We start from the raw sequence: 19,682 nt of genomic DNA on the forward strand, positions 1-19,682 counted from the left end.
GCCCACTTTTTGCTACCCACAGGTAAACGGAATTAACTAGCGTTTTAGTGCTGCATTTTGCTGTTCCTATGCTTATTCCTATACGGCACGCTACGTCGTCGCCGTTTTAATTGCTCGACCCAGTCAGCTGTATCTTGGAATTCATGCGAGTGGGAATCGTGACTGGAGCATCTCGGGGCATAGGCGCCGTCTTCGCCGATAAACTCGGGCAGCTACGTCCGGACCTAGATGAAATTTGGTGTGTTTCTCGTAGCTACAACGATGATTCTTCCAGCGAGGACTCTGAGCGCTCTAGGAGCCAAGGTCCTCGTCTTCGCCATCTTCGTCTAGACCAGTCCGATGATGATTTTGGCGATAAAACCCGGAATTATGTCGAGCGCCATCACGCGACGATAGTTTACTTAATCCTCAATGCCGCGTATGCGAATTATGGCGATGTTAAAACCCAGGACTTTTCGCAGGCTGATCAAATGATACAGACGAATATTCGCGGTACGGTCGCAGCGGTTTACTCGCTAAACGATCTATTCGAAAAGAACGGCCACATCATTCTCGTTTCATCGATCTCAGCTGTAGCACCAACTCCAGGACTAGCGGTGTACACAGCATCGAAAGCGTTTATTCGGCATTGGGGGATTAGCCTTAGGGAGGAATTAAAACCTAATGGTGTAACTGTCACTATTTGCTACCCGGGAAAGGTTAAGACCACCGCTCTCCGGGACGTCGTGAAGCAGGCGAAGTCGGTGAAGTTGCGTCTTATGCCGGAGCAGAATCTCAATTATTTAGTGGTGCGCACGTTACGCGCAGCAGAGGTCGGTCGGGCGGAGGTAGCGCCCGGCCTATATGGCCTGGTGATGATCCTTTTTAAGGCTGTGCCGACACGCATGTTGGCTCGATTCGGGCGGTTAGTTTGAGGCTTCTCTAGTTTCGCGGTATCAAACTTTCGTTTAACCCCCTGGGTTTAGTCTGTTTAGAAGCCAGTGTTATCTGAGTAGGCTACGAAGTATGCGTAAGTTATTCACAGCTGCTTCGGTCTATCTTGGTCTTGGTCTGTTTTCTGGCGTTTTCTATCGTGAATTTACCCGTGCGATGGATTTTGGGGATAAAACGCAGCTCAATACGCTGCACACGCATTTCCTTGTTCTTGGCATGATTTTCTTCTTGGTTGCGCTGGCATTGGATGGGCAATTCAATATTTCAGCTGTCAAGGGCTTTGATCGCTGGTTCATCGTTCAGAATGTCGGCATTGTTTGGACGATTGGCATGATGGTGGCTAACGGTATCGTGCACGTTGTTTCAGGCCCGGAGGCCTGGGGTGCGATGTACTCGGGAATTGCAGGGCTCGGCCACATTATCCTGACGGTCGGCTTTGTGTGGTTCTTTATGCTTCTCAATAAGGCGCTGAAGAATCGAGAACGCGAGGTTCGCAAGGCCAACGCGGCCGTATAAATTGCCAGCGGAAATGCGTGAGCCGGATAGCTGATTCAGCGTAGGCGATAAGGCGAAATAGAAACCCCGTGCAGAAACAATATCTGCACGGGGCGCTTTCATATAACGGCGACTACTCGTCTGCGATAGCGGCCAGGGGCGGTGTCTTCGCGGCCTTCTGACCAGGGCCGAGAGCAGCAATAATGCCCACAAGCGCAGACCCAAGCAGCATGAGAACAATCTGCAGCCACGGTACCGCGATAGTATTCAGGCCCTCATCCTTCAGCACGGTCAGCAGTGACCAACCGAGGAACAAGCCGAGGACAATACCTACAACCGCGCCGAAAATGGAGATTTCCACAGATTCCAGGCGAATCATCCGGCGAATCCCCGAGCGCTGCAGGCCGACGGCCCGAAGCATGCCAATCTCCTGGCGGCGCTCGACAACTGAGAGTGCGACAGTATTGATAATTCCCAGAATCGAAATGATGACCGCCAGTGCCAGCAGCGCGTACACGATTCCCAGCATGACATCGATAGAGGCATTCGCGAGGCCCGCAAACTCCTTAGCAGTCATCACCTGTACTACGAGGTAGTCCGCAACTGCGTCGCTAAGCTTTTGCTTCATTTCATCCATGGAGCCGCTGTCTGACGCGATGGAATCAGAAACATCGACGTAGGTCTGGAACGGCAACAGGTGGCTGCTTTTGACATATTTATGGGCGGCTTCGTCGGAGACAATAATCGACTGGCCGGGATCATTCGTGTCAGCAAAAATGCCGGTGACGGGGAGCCGTGTTATGCCGCCTTTGGAAACCACTGCGAGTTCAGTGCCAACGTTCCAACTATTCTTTTTCGCTGTTGATTCGCTGATGACAATTCCCGCATCCGACTCGGCCAGATCCAGGGAGCCCTGGATGGCGCGAGTGCCGTACCATTTGCCGACGTTGGAGTTGAAAACCGACGCATTACTAGATTCCGGTCCGACTTCAGTTTGTTCGCCGTCGGAAGCTATCATCGTGGCGGCTTCCTCAGGCGGGATCACCAGCAGCGCACCAATCGACAAAGTTGCGGTGTCGTCGACACCATCGATATCCTTCACTGCGTCCTCGACCCCAAGCGGCAGGGCCGAATGCGCGGTCAGAGGTGGCGAGAGCACGAAGTCAGCCGTCAGATTGGTCTCTGACCACTCATTGACCGCCTCCTTCATGGACACACCGAACATGCCAATCACAGTCACCAGCGCAAGCCCGAGCGTCAGTGCAAACGATGTGGTTCCCGTTCTGCGCGGATTGCGGTGGGAGTTCGTCGCCGCAAGCTTGCCGACGGTTCCAAAAGGCGCACCTACGACGCGCCCCAGTCCTCCGATCAGAGGCATGGACAGCGCGGGGCCGACAAGCCAGACGGAGGCTACGGCCATCACTGCACCGACACCAACGAAGACGGCACGAATCTTGGTTTCTGCGTCGTTCCACTGCAATGCCCAGGCAATGATTGCGATCGCGGCGGACGCCAGCACAGTACCGGTCCACGTCCTAGCACTGAGGCTATTGCTGGTTGTTTGATCCCCAGAGCGCATGGCTTCTACAGGAGGGACCGCGCCAGCGCGGGCGGCCGGCGTCCAGGCGGCGATCATGGTGATGGCCACGCCGACAAGGAGAGGAACGATGACTGCCACCGGTTCGAATGTCAGGCCATCGCCGGGCATGGAGATACTCATGGCATCGAGAAGCATGAATAGCCCCTGGCTCAGCCCAAATCCCGTGATGACACCTAGTGCGGAACCGATGAGGCCAACAATGAATGCCTCCAAGAGGACGGACGCAGTGAGCTGTCGTCGTGAAGCACCGAGGGCGCGGAGGAGAGCGAATTCCTTCATGCGCTGAGTGACCAGCATGGTGAAAGTATTGGAAATGATGAAGATCCCGACCAGCAGCCCGATGAGCCCGAAAGCGATGAGGAAGTAGTTGACAAAGCTTAAGGCAGAGGAGACACGTTCGGAGGCCTCGTCGGCGAGCTTAGAGCCTGCCTCTACCTTGAGCTCGGGGAATGCTTCTGCGACATCACGGGTAAGCGTGGCAGCGTCAGTGGTGGAATCGGCGGCGAGGGTGAACATGTCCATATGGCTGTCCGCGCCGTAGAGCTCTCGCCACTGATTCTGGGTGAAAAAGACCGCGAGGTAGCCGGTTTCGTCGATGGAGGTATCGGCGATGCCGACGACCTTCACCGTCGCCCGCTCGAGACGGGTGGCCACCTTGATTTCAGTGCCGACGTGGAGGTTGCCGAGTTCGGCGGTAGTGGAGTTGACGACCACCTCACCTGGTGTTTCCGGCGCGTGCCCCTCGGTAACCGTGACCTTGTTGCCCACCGCTTCGGCCGCTGGATAGTAGGGAAGACCCATCGATGGCGAACCATTGGTTTGAATCGGCTTGCCGTCGGCTCCCGTGGCCGTAATGCTGTTGTTGGGATCGCCAATGTTGAGGGCTCGGACCCCGGGGAAGCTTTCGATTTTCTGCGCGGTTTCTTCGGTGAGAGCACCGGGATTGTCAGCTGGGGCCGTCACCACCACGTCGACACCGTCATAAGCGGTACTCATTGCGCCCTTAAAGGCCTTGTCCAGCGATGATGTGAACACAAATGCGCCGGTGATGAAGGCTGTGCCCAGCACGACCGAAATAATTGTGAGCACGAGGCGCAACTTGTGCGAGGTGATATTACGCCAGGCGACGCGGCTTAGCGTGGAAGACGATGATGCCATGGGGAGAGATGACCTGCCTTCCTAAAGATTCTCAATATCTGCCATGCGCGCCAAAATATCGGCGGGCGTGGGGTTGCGAAGCTCGTCAACCACACGGCCATCCGCGAGGAACACAACACGGTCTGCGTAGGATGCGGCGGTGGCATCATGCGTCACAATGACAACGGTCTGGCCGATGTCATCAACCGCATCGCGGAGAATCGTCAACACCTCACGGGATGAGTTCGAGTCCAAGTTGCCCGTCGGCTCATCGCCAAAGATGATCTCCGGCCGGCTGACGATAGCACGCGCACAGGCGACACGCTGCTGCTGGCCACCGGACAGTTCCGAGGGGCGGTGCGTAAGCCGTTCTTTAAGCCCGAGGCGCGTGGTGATTTCCTCGAACCACTGCTTATCCACCTTACGACCAGCGATATTGATAGGCAGGGTGATGTTCTCCGCCGCTGTCAACGTCGGCACCAAGTTGAAGGACTGGAACACAAAGCCCAGGCGGTCACGCCGCAGCGCCGTAATCTCCTTGTCCGACAGCTTCGACAGTTCCGTCGTGCCGATGTACGCGCTTCCCGACGTCGCGGAGTCCAAGCCGGCCATGCAGTGCATCAATGTCGACTTACCCGACCCGGACGGCCCCATAATCGCGGTGAACTCACCAGCGGCAAAAGAGATATCGACATGGTCCAGTGCAGTAACAGCGGCATTGCCGACACCGTACTTCTTGGTGAGCCCCTCAGCGTAGGCCGCCGCTGGTGGGGCGGAATGCTTCAAAGAAGACTCAGCGGATGATTTGGTGGGGCGTTTTGCATGCTTGGCAGACATGGGGGAGGGGCTCTCTTCTAATTAGATTTGATCAACGGCGAATTAATATCCGGCAGCGAAAGCGGATTGAAAACGCTGCGGCGGGAATGGAACGTTCGTTGTTCACCAGTCACGGGGTCAGCGAAACTCATTTCTACACAGACCAGGTGCAGGGGCTCCGAGGCATTCTCGGCCTCCAGCGGCAGAATCTCCGGGTAGTACTGGTCACCCAGGATGGGAAAGCCCAGTTCACTCAAGTGCAGCCGCAGCTGATGAGTGCGTCCGGTGATGGGCTTCAATTGCCACAGCGCAACGCGACCACTGTCGGCAGCGAGGCCGTCGGCGTCCGAAGGCACGTCGACAAGCGAAATGCGCTCGATGATGGTGTGGGCGTTTGGCTCGCCCTCGAGAGTATAAGCCTGCATCTGGCCAGCAATTTTGTGCTGTCGTGTGCGCAATTCCAGTGGGGTCTCGGGCAGGGCTTCGCTGGCCGCGCCAGCGATGGGTGTAGGCGACGTCAGTGCGTGGTAGCGCTTAGTGACTTCCCCCGATGCGAAAAGCCCCTGGTAGGCGCCGCGAACCTCGCGCCGGGCGGTAAAGATGAGCAACCCCGACGTCAGCCTGTCGAGGCGATGCGCGGGAACCAACTCCGGATTACCCAGCTCCCGCCGCAGGCGAACCACAGCAGTTTCCGTAATATGTCGGCCGCGCGGCATCGTTGCCAAAAACGACGGCTTGTCGACGACCACAAGGTTGTCATCTTGAAAGACAATCGGCATCGGCCCCGCGATTGTGCGCTCCGGTGCCGGGGTGCGGTAAAACCACATTTCCGCGCCGGGCTTCACCATGTCATCTGGACTGTAGGGCACTGAGTTGGCGCGAACGACGAGCCCATCTGCAAAACGCTTGGCCACAGCCGTTTCATCATCGTCTGGGTGGCGGTGGGTTTGACCTGCGATAGCGCCTGCGAGCAGATCCCACGCACGGGTGGGGGCATCGCCACGACGCCCGGGAGCGGCGATGCGGGAGGGGTTGAGCCCATCGCGAATGGGCAGTGGCATGCGACGCATACGGCTGACTTTAACAGGTGCCCCGGATTCACCCGGCGGGCAAGCGGAGCTGCTGGCGCAGGGCTGTGTTGGTACCGCCCCTAATGGCGTAGGTGGACAACATTCTGCCCTGTCGGTCGCAACATAATGGGGGTAGGGTGGAGGTGAAAGTAATAAAAGGGTTGGCTCGGAAGAGTTGACTAAATAGCAAAGCTTGTCCATTAAAATGGCGTCCAAGCAGGTGCGATAGGTGTAGCTGCGTTGCGGTCGGGCCGCGGAGAGCCAATTTTTATGGATCGCATAATAAGGAGGCAATCAATGCCAAGGCAGAACATCATTGTGTGCGCGGTCGATGGCTCGGAGGCATCCAAGACCGCCGTCAAGTGGGCCGCTAACACCGCAGTGAAGCGCGGTGAGCCGCTCCGTCTGGTCAGCAGCTACTCCATGCCGCAGTTCCTCTACGCAGAGGGCATGGTTCCGCCGCAGGAGCTTTACGACGATCTTGAGGCCGAGACCCTGGAGAAGATTAACGAGGCCAAGAAGATTGCCCTCGACTTCGCACCGTCGGTAGATGTCAGCCACCAGATTGAAGAGGGCAGTCCGATTGACATGCTGCTCGACCTGTCTGAGCAGGCAACCATGGTGGTTATGGGCTCTCGCGGTCTGGGTGGGCTCTCTGGCATGGTCATGGGTTCGGTTTCCGCCGCTGTTGTTTCCCACGCATCGTGCCCGGTTGTTGTTGTCCGCGAGGACAACCTGGTAACCGATGAGACCAAGTACGGTCCTGTCGTTGTCGGTGTCGATGGCTCCGATATTTCCGAAAAGGCAACGGAGTACGCATTCCGTGAGGCCGATGCTCGTGGTGCCGAACTGATTGCGGTTCACACCTGGATGGACATGCAGGTACAGGCTTCCCTGGCTGGCCTTTCTGCAGCTCAGAGCCAGTGGCAGGTTGTGGAAGAGGAGCAGAAGGCTCTGCTCGGCCACCGTCTGGAGAAGTACGCTAAGAAGTACCCGGAAGTGGCCATCAAGAAGGTTGTTACCCGCGACCGCCCGGTTCGTGCTCTGGCTGATGCCTCGGAAGGCTCGCAGCTGCTGGTCGTCGGCAGCCACGGCCGCGGAGGTTTCAAGGGCATGCTGCTCGGCTCCACTTCGCGTGCACTCCTGCAGGCGGCTGCTTGCCCGATGATGGTCGTCCGCCCGGAGACTGACGCCTAAAGCGCCCTTCGAGGGGGCTGAGAAAAGACGCCGGCGGCGGTCGTCGAGGCGCGGTTAGCGCCGAGAGTAGAAACCGTTACCGAATATTTATAAGTAGAACCTAGCCGGTTTCCGACAGGTGTCGGGGCCGGCTTCGGTTTATCCAAATGAGGCCTCTCGTCTGCATAAACCCTGTTTTCATGCAGAAAGTGCAGATTTTATAAGAGTTTTCCTGTGGCTATCCGACTGTTATCTCGCTAGTTTCTCAGTGGCCGAAATGGCCTGATAGTGCTTGCAGTGTATGCAAGAGTTTTCGGAAAGACTTATAGTTGAGTCAGAACGATTTCGGGAAAGGAATATCTATCATGAACGAGGTTCTTCTTGCTGCCTCCTTTAGTCCCACGATGGGCTTCATCAGCTGGATTATCATCGGTGGTCTTGCCGGCTGGATCGGCTCTAAGATCATGAACACCGATGAACAGATGGGCGTCGTCCTGAATATCGTCGTTGGTATCGTCGGTGGTTTCTTGGGCGGTTGGCTGCTCACCCTGTTCGGCGTTGATGTCGCCGGTGGCGGAAAGTTCTTCAGCTTCCTCACCTGTCTGCTCGGCGCCGTGATCCTGTTGTGGATTGTCGGCCTGGTTCAAAAGCGCAAGTAAGCCAAGCAAAACAGCGCGACTATGCACGAAGCGTCGTAACGCTGCTATCTACTGGATAGTGAGCTAGAGCGCGGGGCATCTCATCAACATTGAGATGCCCTTTTTTTGTTGTGCGGTTGTCGTGACGTTGGCGTTCTGCGATTGTCGCGACATCTGTTGGGGGCGGCAATCATCGCACGCTAAAGTAGGACTAGAGGCTGAAAGACTGACTAGTTTGTTCTTTTACAAAATCACAGTCGCAGATACGCCTACAATGGAATATCACAGACTATGAACGCCCTGTTCAGTGCTCTGAAAGCAATGGCGCTAATGCCGGTGTTTGCGAGTAAGCAGCTGTTAGAACGGGGTGTGACTTTGGAAGGACGAGAGGTACTGCCGTGGCAGAAGCGACAACGGGCAAGGGCGCAAAAGGCGGCCGCGCTTCCTCTCGCCGTCGTAACCGCCCCAGTCCGCGGGAGCGCCTCCTGGCATCAGCGACAACTCTGTTTACAACAGAGGGTATCCGCGTTGTCGGCATTGACCGCATCCTGCGGGAAGCTGATGTGGCCAAAGCCAGCCTGTATTCGTTGTTTGGATCCAAGGACAAGCTAGTCATTGCATATCTGCAAGACCTCGACGCCAAATGGCGGGAGGCTTGGGAGCAGCGAGTGGCCTCGTTGGATACCCCGGCGGAGAAGATTCTCGCGTTCTTTGATCAGTGTATTGCGGAGCAGCCGGCAATCGACTTCCGTGGTTCACACTTCCAGAATGCGGCTAGTGAATATCCGCGGCCGGAAACGGAGTCGGAGCAGGACATCCGTCAGGCCGCAGCCGATCACCGTTCCTGGGTTTGGCAACAGCTACACACGCTGCTGACTGAAAATGAATCTAGTATGCCGTCTGCTCACGCAAATATGCTGTTGCTCTACCTCGACGGCGGCCTCGCGGGTGCCAAGATGTCCAAAGACCTGAACCCGCTGCAGATGGCGCGCGACCTGGCCCGTGACCTGGTCACGTAAATACTTAATTCCCTTTTTTAACGCGTCGTAGTTCTTGCCTTTTTACTCACGGGCTAATCTCGGAAGCGTTTCCAGTCCGACTCCTTTGAGCCGGTGGCTTTCTTAACCATATTCTTCGTATTCTGGCCGAGTAGCATTCCCAGGTTCTTTGCAATCAGAATTGGCTTCGGCCGTTTCTGTGCTTTTTGCGCTTTCTCGGCTTGTCGTTTCATGTCGTCCCGCACTTTAGCCAGGCCGGGAAGCGGCGGAACTATACCCGAGGAAATCTTCATATCCTGCGTCAGGGATGGCAAATTGTCCTGAGCACCAGGCCGCATCTGGGTCACCATGTAGCGAACCTTCGCAATTTTCAAAGCCTGGGCATATTCTTCTTCCTGCTTTGCTTTACGGCGGTCCCGCGAGTCCTTCTCAATAGCGGCATATTCGCTCTTATGCTGCTTTATCTTCCACGGAGCGAATGCGGATTTGATATAAAAGTGACGCTTGGCCTGCTTTAACTTCTTCTTTTCTTCCCGCTCCGATTCGTATTCACCCTTTTGGTGGTTTTGAAGAGTTCGGAAATCGTCCGTGAGCGGGTAGGTCTTTTCCACATAGCGGGTGAGAATGATATTTTGGGTCAGTGTCCAGAAGTTATTGGTGACCCAGTAGACAATTAGAGCCACAGGTGTTGGGCCAAAGAAACCCGCGAAGAGGATCATCAGCGGTGCGTAGATAAGCATTACGCGCATGAATTTGCTGAGGAATACACTGACGCTATTGGAATAGTCGAGAGTGCGCTGCAACCGGCGGTAGGAAACGACCAAGTTAAAACCGGTGAAAAAGGCCGCTGCCACGATGCCGATAATGCAGAAAGTTAACAGCGAATCATGATTGCCCCCGAGGATTTGCAGTTGCTCCGGGTCCATGCGCAGATATGCGGGTAGAGGCTGTCCCAAGAATGTCGCGCTCAGAAAGTCGGAGATCTCATCCTTAGAGATGAATCCGACATTATGAGACGCAGGCAGCCCAGGCCCCTCAGACGCCCGCAGCATGTGCCTCAGCATGCGAACAAGGCCCATAATCACGGGAATCTGGACGAAGAGGGGCGCCAGCATTACGGAGGTCTTAATCCCCTCTGCTTTGCGCATTTCCTTGCTGGCAAAGTTTACGTATTGTGGCGAGTTCGGCTCGATGCTCCTGCGGTAGCGCTCCTTGAGCATAAAAAGCTGCGGCCGTAGGTTGGCTGTCTTGCGCGCCGAGATAAATTGCTGGAACGCGAGAAACGCTAAAGCGCCACGCACCGTAAACACCAGCAGGAAGAGAGAAAGCGTCCAGGACAGAGAAGACGGCAGGTGAAACACTGAGGCCAGTAAAAGGTGCCACGCCTTAAGGACAAACGAGACCAGCCAAACGAATGGTTCCAAAATGACCACGGGCCGACTCCTCCATGTCAAGGATAAGAAAAGTAAGACAACCGGATGAGGCCGGTGTGCCAATTCCAGCCGCTATCCTAGCGACTCGAATTACCTGCCCCAACTTTAAAACAGGGCCCCGCTGTGGCGGGACCCTGTTTTAAAGATAGTAAAGCTGGGTGAAACCCAGTGGAAGGCAAACGGACCTGGGTGAGAACTAGTTAGCGCTCTCGTACTTTTCAATAATGTGCTTTGGCAGCGCACCACGGTCTGCAACATCCATGCCATTCTCTCGTGCCCACTGGCGAATCTTGCGATTGCGATCACGGGCCTCAGCGGCATTGGGATTAGCGGAAGAGCGCTTACGCGGAGCTACAACCGTGCTGTGATCAATGGAAGCTTTCGCAATATACGGTTCTAATACCTGCTCGAACTTCTCTGCATTTTCCTGAGAGAGGTCGAGAATGTAGTTCTTACCGCGGAAAGAGAAACGAACGACTTGGTGATCTGCGGAATCAAGCGGAGTCCCATCGAGGTCGTCGATGTACTGAATTAGTTCGCGGCGTGCCATAGAATTCCTGCCTAAGCTTGGTGCTGAACTTGTAATAATGAAGAAGGCTTACAGTGAAACTTCAATACGGTGAAACTTCAAATTAATATCGAGCCCTTTTTTCTTTCCCCCACAGTATAAGTGCAAAGAAATTTAATGTCTATTGACGATAATTGAGCTCGATTGTGCAACTTATATTGAATACATGGTTTGTTAATAATTCGATTAATTGTGCACAAGAACTTGGGGTAATAAAAAGACGGCCCTGCATGTTGTGCAGGGCCGTCGTGAACAGCAACTACGCCACTGAGGGCGCAATGCGGGGTGCGCTCTCGGTAGTCGTCGTAAAGCGAAAGGACGAGAAGGCGCTTAAGCCTGGGTCATGCCCTGACCCGGCTTGCCGCGGTAGGTAGCGGCGACGAAAAGCGGCTGGTTCGGTTCTTCCTTGACCTCGACAAGGCGGTACTCAGAGGTAACGTCCTCGCGGCCGAAGTAGACGGCAGTGTAGCCGTGGCGGTCGAACTCGAGGTAGTTGACGTACGGGTTCGCAGCCTTGAGTCCAGCGGTAGCAGCCAAGGAAATCGGGTTGTCCTGAGGCAGCTTCACAATGTCATCGATATTCGGGGCGCTGACGGAAGTACAGACAATCTCAATAGCGGCAATGCCGGCACTCGGGTACTCGCCCGGGACCTTCGGTACGTTGCAGTTCCAGGAGGAGTGAATATCGCCGGTGAGGAAGACAACGTTGTCGTAGCCTTCCTTATCCATGATGTTGATCAGCTTACGACGCTCAGCAGCGTAGCCATCCCACTGATCCAAGTTGTACGGCAGGCCGTCCTGAGGCAAGCTCAGCAGCTCGGTGACAGCGCGGGTGGCCTCCGGATCCAGCGGCGGAACCAGCACCGGAGTGAACATGACGGAGTTGCCCACGACACGCCACTTTGCGCTCGAGGAACGCCACTGGCCGAGCAGGTAATTGAACTGCTCAGAGCCGAGCATGGAGCGGTTCTCATCATCGGTCTCGCCAGCGCGGATGAACTTCAGCTGCTGGTCACGGTAGGTGCGCAGGTCCAGCATGGTCAGGTCGGCGAGATCGCCGAAACGGAAGCTGCGGTAGAGCTTTCCGCCCTGGGAGAACGGGACCGCGCGAACCGGCAGCCACTCCAGGTACGCCTGGATAGCGGCGTCGCGGCGGGCAATGTAGTCGCCTTCGGTCTCCGGGTCGTGGTTCTCAGCGCCACTGTGCCAATCATCGTTGGCGACCTCGTGGTCGTCCCAGGTCACAATCCACGGCTTTGCGCGGTGAGCTTCCTGCAGGTCCGCATCGGTACGGTAGGTGGCGTAGCGCAGGCGGTAGTCAGCGAGAGAAATGATCTCGTGAGCCGGCTTGTGGTCACGAACCGGGCCCTTGCCGGAGTAGCCACCGGCCTCGTACTCGTAGATGTAGTCACCGACACACATGATGATGTCGATGCGGTCATTTTCCGCCATATCGCGGTAAGCGGAGAAGAAGCCACTTTCCCAGTTAGCGCAGGAAGTCAGCGCGATGCCCAGGTGATCTGGCGAGGAGTTCACCGGCGGCGCAGTGCGAGTCTGGCCAATCGGGGAAACCTGGCCCGCGTGATCACCAGCGGTGACGGTAAAGCGGTAGAAGTAGTAGGAATCAGCGGAGAGACCCTTGACATCGATCTTGACAGTGTTGTCAGCATCCGGGTCGGTGTTCAGGGCGCCAGAGGCAACGATGTTGCCGAAGCCCTCATCAGAAGCGACTTCCCACTTCAGTGCAACAGGACGGCCCTGGTTTGCACCTGCGGTATCGCCTGGGTGTGAGGTCACACGAGTCCAGATAAGAACCGAGTCCGGCAGTGGGTCGCCAGAGGCCACGCCGTGTTGGAATACCTGAAAACCACCGGAACCGCCAGCATTAGCTGGGGACTGTGACTCAGGATTTGCCCCCGCACTGGTAGCGGGTGCCAGGCCGATGGCTCCGGCAGCAGCACCGGTAGCGCCGGCACGCAGTACGGCACGACGAGAAGGGGTGAATGGCTTTTGGGCTGTTGCGTCGCTGTTCGAGACCGCACCGTTCAGATTCGAGGCTGCAGTCTGAGATTTATCTGAAGATGGCATAGCCTTCATTACAGTAGTTCTCAGTCCGTAGCGCCATCGGTGGGAAAAAATAGCCCGATACGGGGGTAATAAGAGCAAAAGCGCGACTGTTGCTGTTCAACAACAGTCGCGCTCAATTCGATGAATCTCGGCGAGTGGCCTCAACCCGAAGCGACCGGGTTTACGCGCCCAGCTCCGAAATGATCTGGCGGTCCAGCGAATCCAGCTCTGCGGTAATGGAGTGGTGCGCGCGACGGCGCTGCTCCGGGGTCATCTTCTCGGCAGTATTAATAGCATCAGTCATGACATCCAGACGCGAGTTGGCGTCCTTGATAAAACCATCGGTGCCCTTGGCGCCCGACTTACGCAGTTCCGTCAGCGAACCGCGAGTGGCCTCAATGCGGGCCAGCAGCGGTGCACCGTGCCCCTGGTAACGAGCGGCATCATTAGCGGAAACACCGAACTTCTGCGCGGCCGACGAGTGTTCACGGCGCTGGAGGGCAGTGATGGCGCGGTAGGCCAGCGGAACCAGCACGGGTACCAGCAGGCGTGCGCCGCCGATCCACGACTTTGCCTTGTCCTTGTTGAAGCCCTGGCTGCGCTGCTGTGCCAGGATCTTCTCGGCCATCTTGGTCTGGTGACGCTGCTTGGCGGCCAGCGCCTTCTTCTCGTCCTTGGCACTTGCCTTGCGGATCTTCTCCGCGCGCTTCAGAGCACGGTTTTCCAGCTTGAGTTCCTTCTTACCGAGCTTTTCCTCAGAACGAACGCGGCCAGCGGCCTCCTTCAGCTCCAGCTTGTGCTGGTGCTTCTGGTCGCGCTTAGCGGCCTTGACCTCAGCCTTGTGTGCCTTGCGATTAAGTCGAGCTGCGTGGCGAGCCTCTTCCTTGGCCTTCGCCTTGGCAGCCTTCACCTGCTTGGCGGTTTCGCGCCGACGCTCACGGATGTCACCCAAGAAGCTCATTTTTTCCTTCGCCTAGTTGCTCGCAGATAGTCCCTCCGGAAAAGCGGGGCGGAAAACCCTTAAACCCCACCGCGCCGGAGTGCGCTTGCCAGATGCAGTGGCTGCATCACGATTCTTGCTATCCAAGCTTAACGTGAAACTTCCTACCGAGTGGCGATACGCTAATTCTCATTGTGACTGATTCATCCGTTTCGCGCCCGCTTCTCCACGCGAGCGACCTCATCGGCTGCCGCTACCGGCTGAGCCTCGACCTGCGCGAGGGGCGGCTAGTCGAACCTGCTTCTCACCACGAGCACCGCTTGCCGACGTCCATCGCGTCCATCCCCGGCCTGTACACAGTGGCCTCGGGGCCGGACGCTCACCTGGATACCCTTGAGGCCATCGCCCGTGGAGAAAGCGTCATCGCCGGTGGCGTGCTCATGCATGAGCGCCCGATTCCCGGCGGGGTGTACTCGGGAATCGACGAGATTTGCCACCCTGATCTGTTGGTCAAGGTCGATGATTCACCGCAGACGACCTCACCGACGTACATGCCGGTCCTGGTTGTCACACGGCACCTGCTCTCTGCGCGCAAACAGGGCCGGCGGCGTAAGCCGTCGTCAAGCAATGCGGCGCGTGCGGCGGCGATGCAGGTGCGACTGCTGGGCGTTGACCGGCTCGGGCGTGATGGCGTGATGGGTCGGACCCTGCGTCAGGCGATGGTTGTCACGGATGAGTGGAAGCTACGGCATTACGGACCCGATGCTGTGAAGCTGGGGCAGGCGGCGGCGATGCTGCACCGGCTGGGCGTGTCCTGTGGTCTGGTGGGGGCGATTAGTGCCACCGGAATGAACCTGGATACACGGCATATCGTCATTGCTGATGAGGGCTCGCGCGTCGCCTCGTACCGGATGGCGTTGCGCGATGCGCGTGATGCCGTCGCTGCCACTCAGGGGCGACCGTCACGGTTTACGCCAGGGACCTGGCCGCTGGCGCCACGGCGCATCCGGGAGTGCCGAACCTGCCATCACCACGACCGTTGCTTCGATGAGCTGACCGCAAGTGACGACATTTCCCTCCTCCTACCTGGCGATAAGTCCATGCGGTTGCGCAGTGTGGGCATCGACACAGTCACGGCACTGGCGCAGGCCAGTACCAACACTCCGCACGTCAGCAAGGAGCAGGTGTGGATGGCGAGGGCGCGGCTTGCCGACGTCGACGCGCTCCGGGTAGCCGCTAAGACATCGGCCACGCGTGGCGATATTGAGATGGATATCGATATGGAGGCGTACCCCAACGATGGCGCCTACCTGTGGGGAACGTGGGTGCCTGGGGAGGACTACCGCGGGTTTATCACCTGGGAGCCACCGGGGCCAGAAGGGCTCGGTGGCACGGCAGAGGCCAGGAACTTTGCGATTTTCTGGGATTACCTGATGCGTCGTCGAAATGCGGCGCATGAACAAGGCAAGACCTTCCGCGCCTATTGCTGGGCGGCAGAGGGTGAGAACTATTGGCTGCGTCAGAGCGCCACCCGGTTCGGCGGCCAGGAATTTGTGGTGCCCGCAGATTCGGCGGAGCTGGCTACAGGCGATGCGGCTGGTTCCAGTTCCGAGGCAGCTGGCCCGACAAAGATTGTGCGGGTGCCGACCCGCGAAGAAGTGGACAAGTTCATTGCCTCGGAGGACTGGGTGGACATGCTGAAGGTCGCCCGTCGCCAGATCCTCTCCACCGTCGGCATGGGGCTTAAAGTCGTGGCCCCGTGGTCGGGCTTCCACTGGCGCGACGCCGATGTTGACGGCGAGGCATCGCTGGATCTGTATCGCATTGCGACGGCCACTGACCTTGACTTTGTCTCGGAACAGTCCTTTGAAAAGCTCACGCAAGCCGAGGCTCGCGCCATGCTGCTGCGCTACAACGGCGATGACTGCCGATCGGTAGCCCACGTCCGCGACTGGCTGGATTCACAGCGCGCGGCCGCGGACCTGCCGCATGGGGATGACCTGCCGGTTCCTTAGCGCGCTAACCACGCGCCCACGTGCCGCGCCGGGCGAACTTAGGTGAGACCTTCTTCATCGCAGCATTGCGAATAATGGCCGTGTTCTTGCGGGCTAACAGCAGCAGCTGCTGTGTGCGCTCGGCACGGAATGTTGCGCGAGGAGAGCGGTGCACATCGCGGAAAAGCCGCTTCGTCGCCGCCAGCTGATCCGGCGAGCGTGTCGCCAGCTGTGCCAACTTCTCCTTGGACAGCTTGAGTGCAGCGTCCTCCGTGTCCACGGCCCACGTCGCCAGACCGATCTCAGTTGCTTCCTTGCCGTTGAGTTCTTCGCCAGACATGGTCAGCCAACGTGCAGTATCGGCGCTGACCTCATCGAGGATGGTTCGCATACCGGACATATCCGGAATCAGTCCCCACTTCGCTTCGAGGATTGACCACTTGGCATCGCTCGTAGTAATGCGGAAATCAGCACCTAGTGCAATCTGTAGACCACCGCCGTAGCAGTGCCCATGCACCGCCGCAATGACCGGCACCGGCAGGCCTCGCCAGTCCCAGCAGGCGCGCTGGAACAGGTTTGTGCCGTGGATATCGGGGACGAATGAGCGCAGGATGCGTGAGGGCTTCTTAAATGCCGAGGCGAAATCGAGTCCAGCGCAAAACGATTTGCCCTCGCCACGTAGGATTACGCCACGCAGATCACGGTCAGCTGCCAGTTTCCGGGCGACGGCGGACAGCTCGGTCAGCATCTCAAGTGTTAGACCGTTGAGTTTGTCTCCGCGGTCCAAACTGACGACAGCGATTTTCGCCGCCTCTGAATCAGCTACGGCGAGGTATTCATAGGCGACGTTGACATTGTTGCTGGTGTTCATGGGCACTAACGCTAAACGACGGCTACGTGTGCCGCCCGGGAAATACCAAAAGTGGTCTCAAACAAGACACAAAAAACCGACCCGCTGAGGGTAAGCCCCGTCAGCGAGCCGGTAAGCCATCTTTAGCGCGCGGCAGGGACGCGTAAAAAGCCGCGCGCTGTTAGCTGAAATTACTTGGCAGCTGCGAACAGCTCTGCAGCGTAATCCCAGTTGAAGACGTTCCAGACAGCCTTGACGTAGTCAGCCTTGACGTTCTTGTACTGCAGGTAGAAAGCGTGCTCCCACATATCCAGCAGCAGAACCGGCTTCAGGTTGATGGACAGGTTGCCCTGCTGATCCGTCATCTGCTCAATAACCAGGCGCTCTGCAATGGTGTCGTAACCCAGAACAGCCCAGCCGGAGCCCTGCAGGCCCAGAGCAGCAGCGTTGAAGTGAGCCTGGAACTTCTCGAAAGAGCCGAAGTCGCGCTCGATAGCCTCAGCCAGCTCACCGGTCGGCTGGCCGCCACCGTTCGGGGACAGCAGCTTCCAGAACAGGGAGTGGTTGGTGTGGCCACCCAGGTTAAAGGCCAGGTCCTTGGACAGGCCGGTAACAGCTGCGAAGTCGCCGGACTCGCGAGCAGCAGCGAGCTTCTCCAGAGCAGCGTTGGCGCCGTTGACGTAATTAGCGTGGTGCTTGCTGTGGTGCAGCTCCATAATCTCGCCGGAGATGTGCGGCTCCAGAGCGTCGTAAGCGTAATCCAGCTCAGGAAGTTCGTACTTAGTCATTAGGAAAATTCCTCCTCAACACGTTTTTAGGTTGTGCCGTCGATGGTACTCAAGATGAGTGGATGCGCAACCATTTAAGCAATACAATTAATGCGAAATTCATAAAAAATGCTGTTCAGGGATATCTGTCACAAGTTTATGAACGCGGCGGCTGAGTGCGGCGAATCCACTTACTCACGCGCTTGAAGCGCATTCCGGCTGCGCCACCCAGGTCGTCGTCAAGCGGAATGTCGAGGATGGAAGCCCACGTTGGCAACATTTCTTCCTCGTACCGGTGGCCGTGACCACCGGGGACGGTGACGGAGGCGAGGCCGTCGATAAGCACCTGCCAGAAGGTGACGAACGGATGCCAGCGCATGGAGGGGAGAACATCGCGGCCGACGCGCTCTGCAAGCCAGTCGGGGCGGCGCCAGGCCAGTGGGTAATCCCACCAAACGATGGGGTCAGAGGCATGCTGCAGGAATGCGACGCGCGGGAATTCCCACGGCCCGAACTTGGTGCCATAGAAGGAGTGGTACAGCTCGTCGGGGCGCGTAGCGAAGCGGATGTTTCGCCCCTCGTCGATGACTGGAGCGATTTCCGGAGACCCCTTTGTCCGACGGTGCGTCAGCTCTTTCCACATCGCGGAGAACTGTGGTGCGCCCGTCCAGACAGCACCGTCGACGCGTGCGAGCATGTCAGCGGAATTCTCGAATGCGCCGAGACCGCCAAACCCGCCGAGGGATTCACCGGCGACGTAGACCTTTGGCCGGTCGTTCTCCGGCATCTTGTCGACTTCCTGCAACACCCGATGGATAAGGGTGTGGCCAGCCGCGATTGGGGTTTCGTGGTCCGTTAGCCATGCCACTGGGGAGGGGAGGTCAGAGTACTGCAGAGCGACAGTGGCGCAGTTGCCAAGGGTCAAGAACTCTGCAGCCTGCGCCGACCACGGTGGCACCCAACCGGTGCCGGTGGTGGTGAAGACAACCAGATGATCGCGCCGAAACGCGCCGGTGCGGTGCATCTCGCGGATGATGAGCTCCGCCTGTTCCCGCAGAGAACGACCTGGCACCTTGCCCGCATAAATGCGGATGGGTTCCTGCAGTTCGGAGAGCGGCTTGCCAGTGACCACCGCCAAATCTCGGGCACGGGGGCCTTCGGCGACGAAGACGCGCCCCTCGGCGCCGAGTGCGTACCACGGCTCCAAAGACCATGGACTCCCGGAACGTTCCGGCTCCCAGGGCTGCATGCGGCCTGGAACTACCAGGGTATTCAGGTATCGGGACTTCTTGGCGATGGACTCCAAAGTCCGACGGATAAGCAGTCGATCAATGCTGGCGGCCACGGCACCACCGACGATGGCACCGCTGAGAACCGGGGCGAGACCGCGCGGCAGCCAGGGGCGGAGGTTGTCCCGCAGTAAGTCATAGCCGCGATTGGCCAGCGCGGAGAGCCCCCGAGTGGTCAGGTAGAGACCACTGGCAATCATTGTGGAGGCGAACTGGCTGCGTGCGGATTCCTGCTCATCCTTGCCCACCAGGCGGCCAATTTCGCGCTGCTGGGAAATGGAGCGCAGCCACAGCGCCGCGGTGGTGGCCGTGGTGGCAACATGCCAGGTCACGGCCAGTGCGCGCTCGTGTCGAGGTGCCGGCGCAAAGCGGCTGAGCGGAGTGCTGGCCAGACGCCGCATCGTCGTGTTGTAGCCATAGCCGATAGCCACCCCGGTGACATGGCCCGCCAGCTGTGCCAGGAAGGTCACAGTAACGGTGGCGATCCGAGTACGCGGCATCAGCGAGGGGCTAAAGGCAGCCCATGACGCAATTTCTGCACCAATTAGACCGGGGTTGGAGGGAATGCCCGCTCGCAGTGCGCTGCGGATAGTGCCAGGGCCGGTACCTAGGAGACGTTCGCGAAAGACTTTGGTCGCCATCAGACTGCCGGTGCCGACTGCGCCCAGCGCTTTGGCCATGCCAGCTGTGCCAGCGACTCCTGTAATTCCCGTTCGCGCTGCTCGTGCAGCTCGCACTGTCCTGGTGGTTTCGATTGGCTGAGCTACAGGTGTGTTGCCCGTAGACGCAATCGAGGGCGCAATCGAAGTAAATGCGCGACGCAGGAATCCCATAACTCCCATCATGGCAAAATTTTTTCCACGGGGTTTATTCATCTCGCGCCAGTTTTCCGCACAAAGCGTAGCCTGTGG

At 57.9% G+C, this 19,682-nt stretch carries 16 protein-coding genes; 6 read left to right on the top strand and 10 right to left on the bottom strand.

Annotated elements, in window-relative coordinates; genetic code table 11:
* Positions 1 to 149 precede the first annotated feature (149 nt).
* Together HMPREF2751_RS05730 and HMPREF2751_RS05735 are read left to right on the top strand one after the other, a co-directional pair.
* The gene (locus HMPREF2751_RS05730) at positions 150 to 914 is read left to right on the top strand and encodes an SDR family NAD(P)-dependent oxidoreductase (protein ID WP_210383673.1); all 765 of its coding nucleotides are present in this window, start codon (positions 150 to 152) and stop codon (positions 912 to 914) included.
* A gap of 91 nt (positions 915 to 1,005) precedes the next feature.
* A complete protein-coding gene (locus HMPREF2751_RS05735; protein WP_069359716.1) occupies positions 1,006 to 1,449 on the top strand; it encodes a DUF2871 domain-containing protein in 444 nt (147 codons plus the stop codon).
* A 112-nt stretch (positions 1,450 to 1,561) separates the two neighbouring features.
* Here the strand turns inward: HMPREF2751_RS05735 and HMPREF2751_RS05740 are convergent, their stop codons facing one another.
* From HMPREF2751_RS05740 to HMPREF2751_RS05750, 3 genes are read right to left on the bottom strand one after another with little or no spacing between them, the layout of a single operon-like run.
* The gene (locus tag HMPREF2751_RS05740; protein WP_070549930.1) at positions 1,562 to 4,186 is read right to left on the bottom strand and encodes an ABC transporter permease; all 2,625 of its coding nucleotides are present in this window, start codon (positions 4,184 to 4,186) and stop codon (positions 1,562 to 1,564) included.
* A gap of 21 nt (positions 4,187 to 4,207) precedes the next feature.
* Positions 4,208 to 5,002, bottom strand: coding sequence for an ABC transporter ATP-binding protein (locus HMPREF2751_RS05745; protein ID WP_172954627.1), 795 nt, complete (start codon positions 5,000 to 5,002; stop codon positions 4,208 to 4,210).
* Between the two features lie 17 nt (positions 5,003 to 5,019).
* Positions 5,020 to 6,051, bottom strand: a complete 1,032-nt coding sequence (locus HMPREF2751_RS05750; protein WP_070546475.1) for a pseudouridine synthase — start codon at positions 6,049 to 6,051, stop codon at positions 5,020 to 5,022.
* A 297-nt stretch (positions 6,052 to 6,348) separates the two neighbouring features.
* Between HMPREF2751_RS05750 and HMPREF2751_RS05755 the strand changes: the two genes are divergently transcribed.
* From HMPREF2751_RS05755 to HMPREF2751_RS05765, 3 genes are all read left to right on the top strand, one after another.
* On the top strand, positions 6,349 to 7,248 hold the full coding sequence (locus tag HMPREF2751_RS05755; RefSeq protein WP_005510554.1) for a universal stress protein: 900 nt from the start codon (positions 6,349 to 6,351) through the stop codon (positions 7,246 to 7,248).
* Between the two features lie 344 nt (positions 7,249 to 7,592).
* A complete protein-coding gene (locus HMPREF2751_RS05760) occupies positions 7,593 to 7,886 on the top strand; it encodes a GlsB/YeaQ/YmgE family stress response membrane protein (protein WP_070595662.1) in 294 nt (97 codons plus the stop codon).
* Between the two features lie 377 nt (positions 7,887 to 8,263).
* Positions 8,264 to 8,884 carry a TetR/AcrR family transcriptional regulator gene (locus tag HMPREF2751_RS05765; protein WP_048731284.1) on the top strand — a complete coding sequence of 207 codons (621 nt, stop codon included), beginning with the start codon at positions 8,264 to 8,266 and terminating at the stop codon, positions 8,882 to 8,884.
* A 53-nt stretch (positions 8,885 to 8,937) separates the two neighbouring features.
* Here the strand turns inward: HMPREF2751_RS05765 and yidC are convergent, their stop codons facing one another.
* The 4 genes from yidC to HMPREF2751_RS05785 form a co-directional block, all read right to left on the bottom strand.
* A complete protein-coding gene (gene yidC / locus HMPREF2751_RS05770; RefSeq protein WP_070595663.1) occupies positions 8,938 to 10,296 on the bottom strand; it encodes a membrane protein insertase YidC in 1,359 nt (452 codons plus the stop codon).
* A 196-nt stretch (positions 10,297 to 10,492) separates the two neighbouring features.
* Positions 10,493 to 10,846 carry a histone-like nucleoid-structuring protein Lsr2 gene (locus HMPREF2751_RS05775; protein WP_069359719.1) on the bottom strand — a complete coding sequence of 118 codons (354 nt, stop codon included), beginning with the start codon at positions 10,844 to 10,846 and terminating at the stop codon, positions 10,493 to 10,495.
* A 348-nt stretch (positions 10,847 to 11,194) separates the two neighbouring features.
* Positions 11,195 to 12,952 (bottom strand): alkaline phosphatase D family protein, encoded by a 1,758-nt coding sequence (locus tag HMPREF2751_RS05780; protein WP_239272148.1) that lies wholly within the window; start codon positions 12,950 to 12,952, stop codon positions 11,195 to 11,197.
* A 160-nt stretch (positions 12,953 to 13,112) separates the two neighbouring features.
* On the bottom strand, positions 13,113 to 13,892 hold the full coding sequence (locus HMPREF2751_RS05785; RefSeq protein ID WP_070595664.1) for a DUF6474 family protein: 780 nt from the start codon (positions 13,890 to 13,892) through the stop codon (positions 13,113 to 13,115).
* 173 nt (positions 13,893 to 14,065) lie between these two features.
* Between HMPREF2751_RS05785 and HMPREF2751_RS05790 the strand changes: the two genes are divergently transcribed.
* Entirely contained in the window at positions 14,066 to 15,886 is a 1,821-nt protein-coding gene (locus HMPREF2751_RS05790; RefSeq protein WP_070595665.1) for a ribonuclease H-like domain-containing protein, read from the top strand.
* Between the two features lie 4 nt (positions 15,887 to 15,890).
* On the opposite strand, the gene HMPREF2751_RS05795 is transcribed toward HMPREF2751_RS05790, so the two are convergent.
* The 3 genes from HMPREF2751_RS05795 to HMPREF2751_RS05805 form a co-directional block, all read right to left on the bottom strand.
* Positions 15,891 to 16,736, bottom strand: coding sequence for a crotonase/enoyl-CoA hydratase family protein (locus HMPREF2751_RS05795; protein WP_069359720.1), 846 nt, complete (start codon positions 16,734 to 16,736; stop codon positions 15,891 to 15,893).
* 170 nt (positions 16,737 to 16,906) lie between these two features.
* Complete coding sequence (locus HMPREF2751_RS05800; RefSeq protein ID WP_005510435.1) at positions 16,907 to 17,503, bottom strand: superoxide dismutase; 597 nt, start codon at positions 17,501 to 17,503, stop codon at positions 16,907 to 16,909.
* A 136-nt stretch (positions 17,504 to 17,639) separates the two neighbouring features.
* Positions 17,640 to 19,616 (bottom strand): alpha/beta-hydrolase family protein, encoded by a 1,977-nt coding sequence (locus HMPREF2751_RS05805; protein WP_049193127.1) that lies wholly within the window; start codon positions 19,614 to 19,616, stop codon positions 17,640 to 17,642.
* Positions 19,617 to 19,682: the final 66 nt, after the last annotated feature.

The sequence above is a fragment of the Corynebacterium sp. HMSC063G05 genome (assembly GCF_001810555.1).
Lineage (GTDB): Bacteria > Actinomycetota > Actinomycetes > Mycobacteriales > Mycobacteriaceae > Corynebacterium > Corynebacterium jeikeium_D.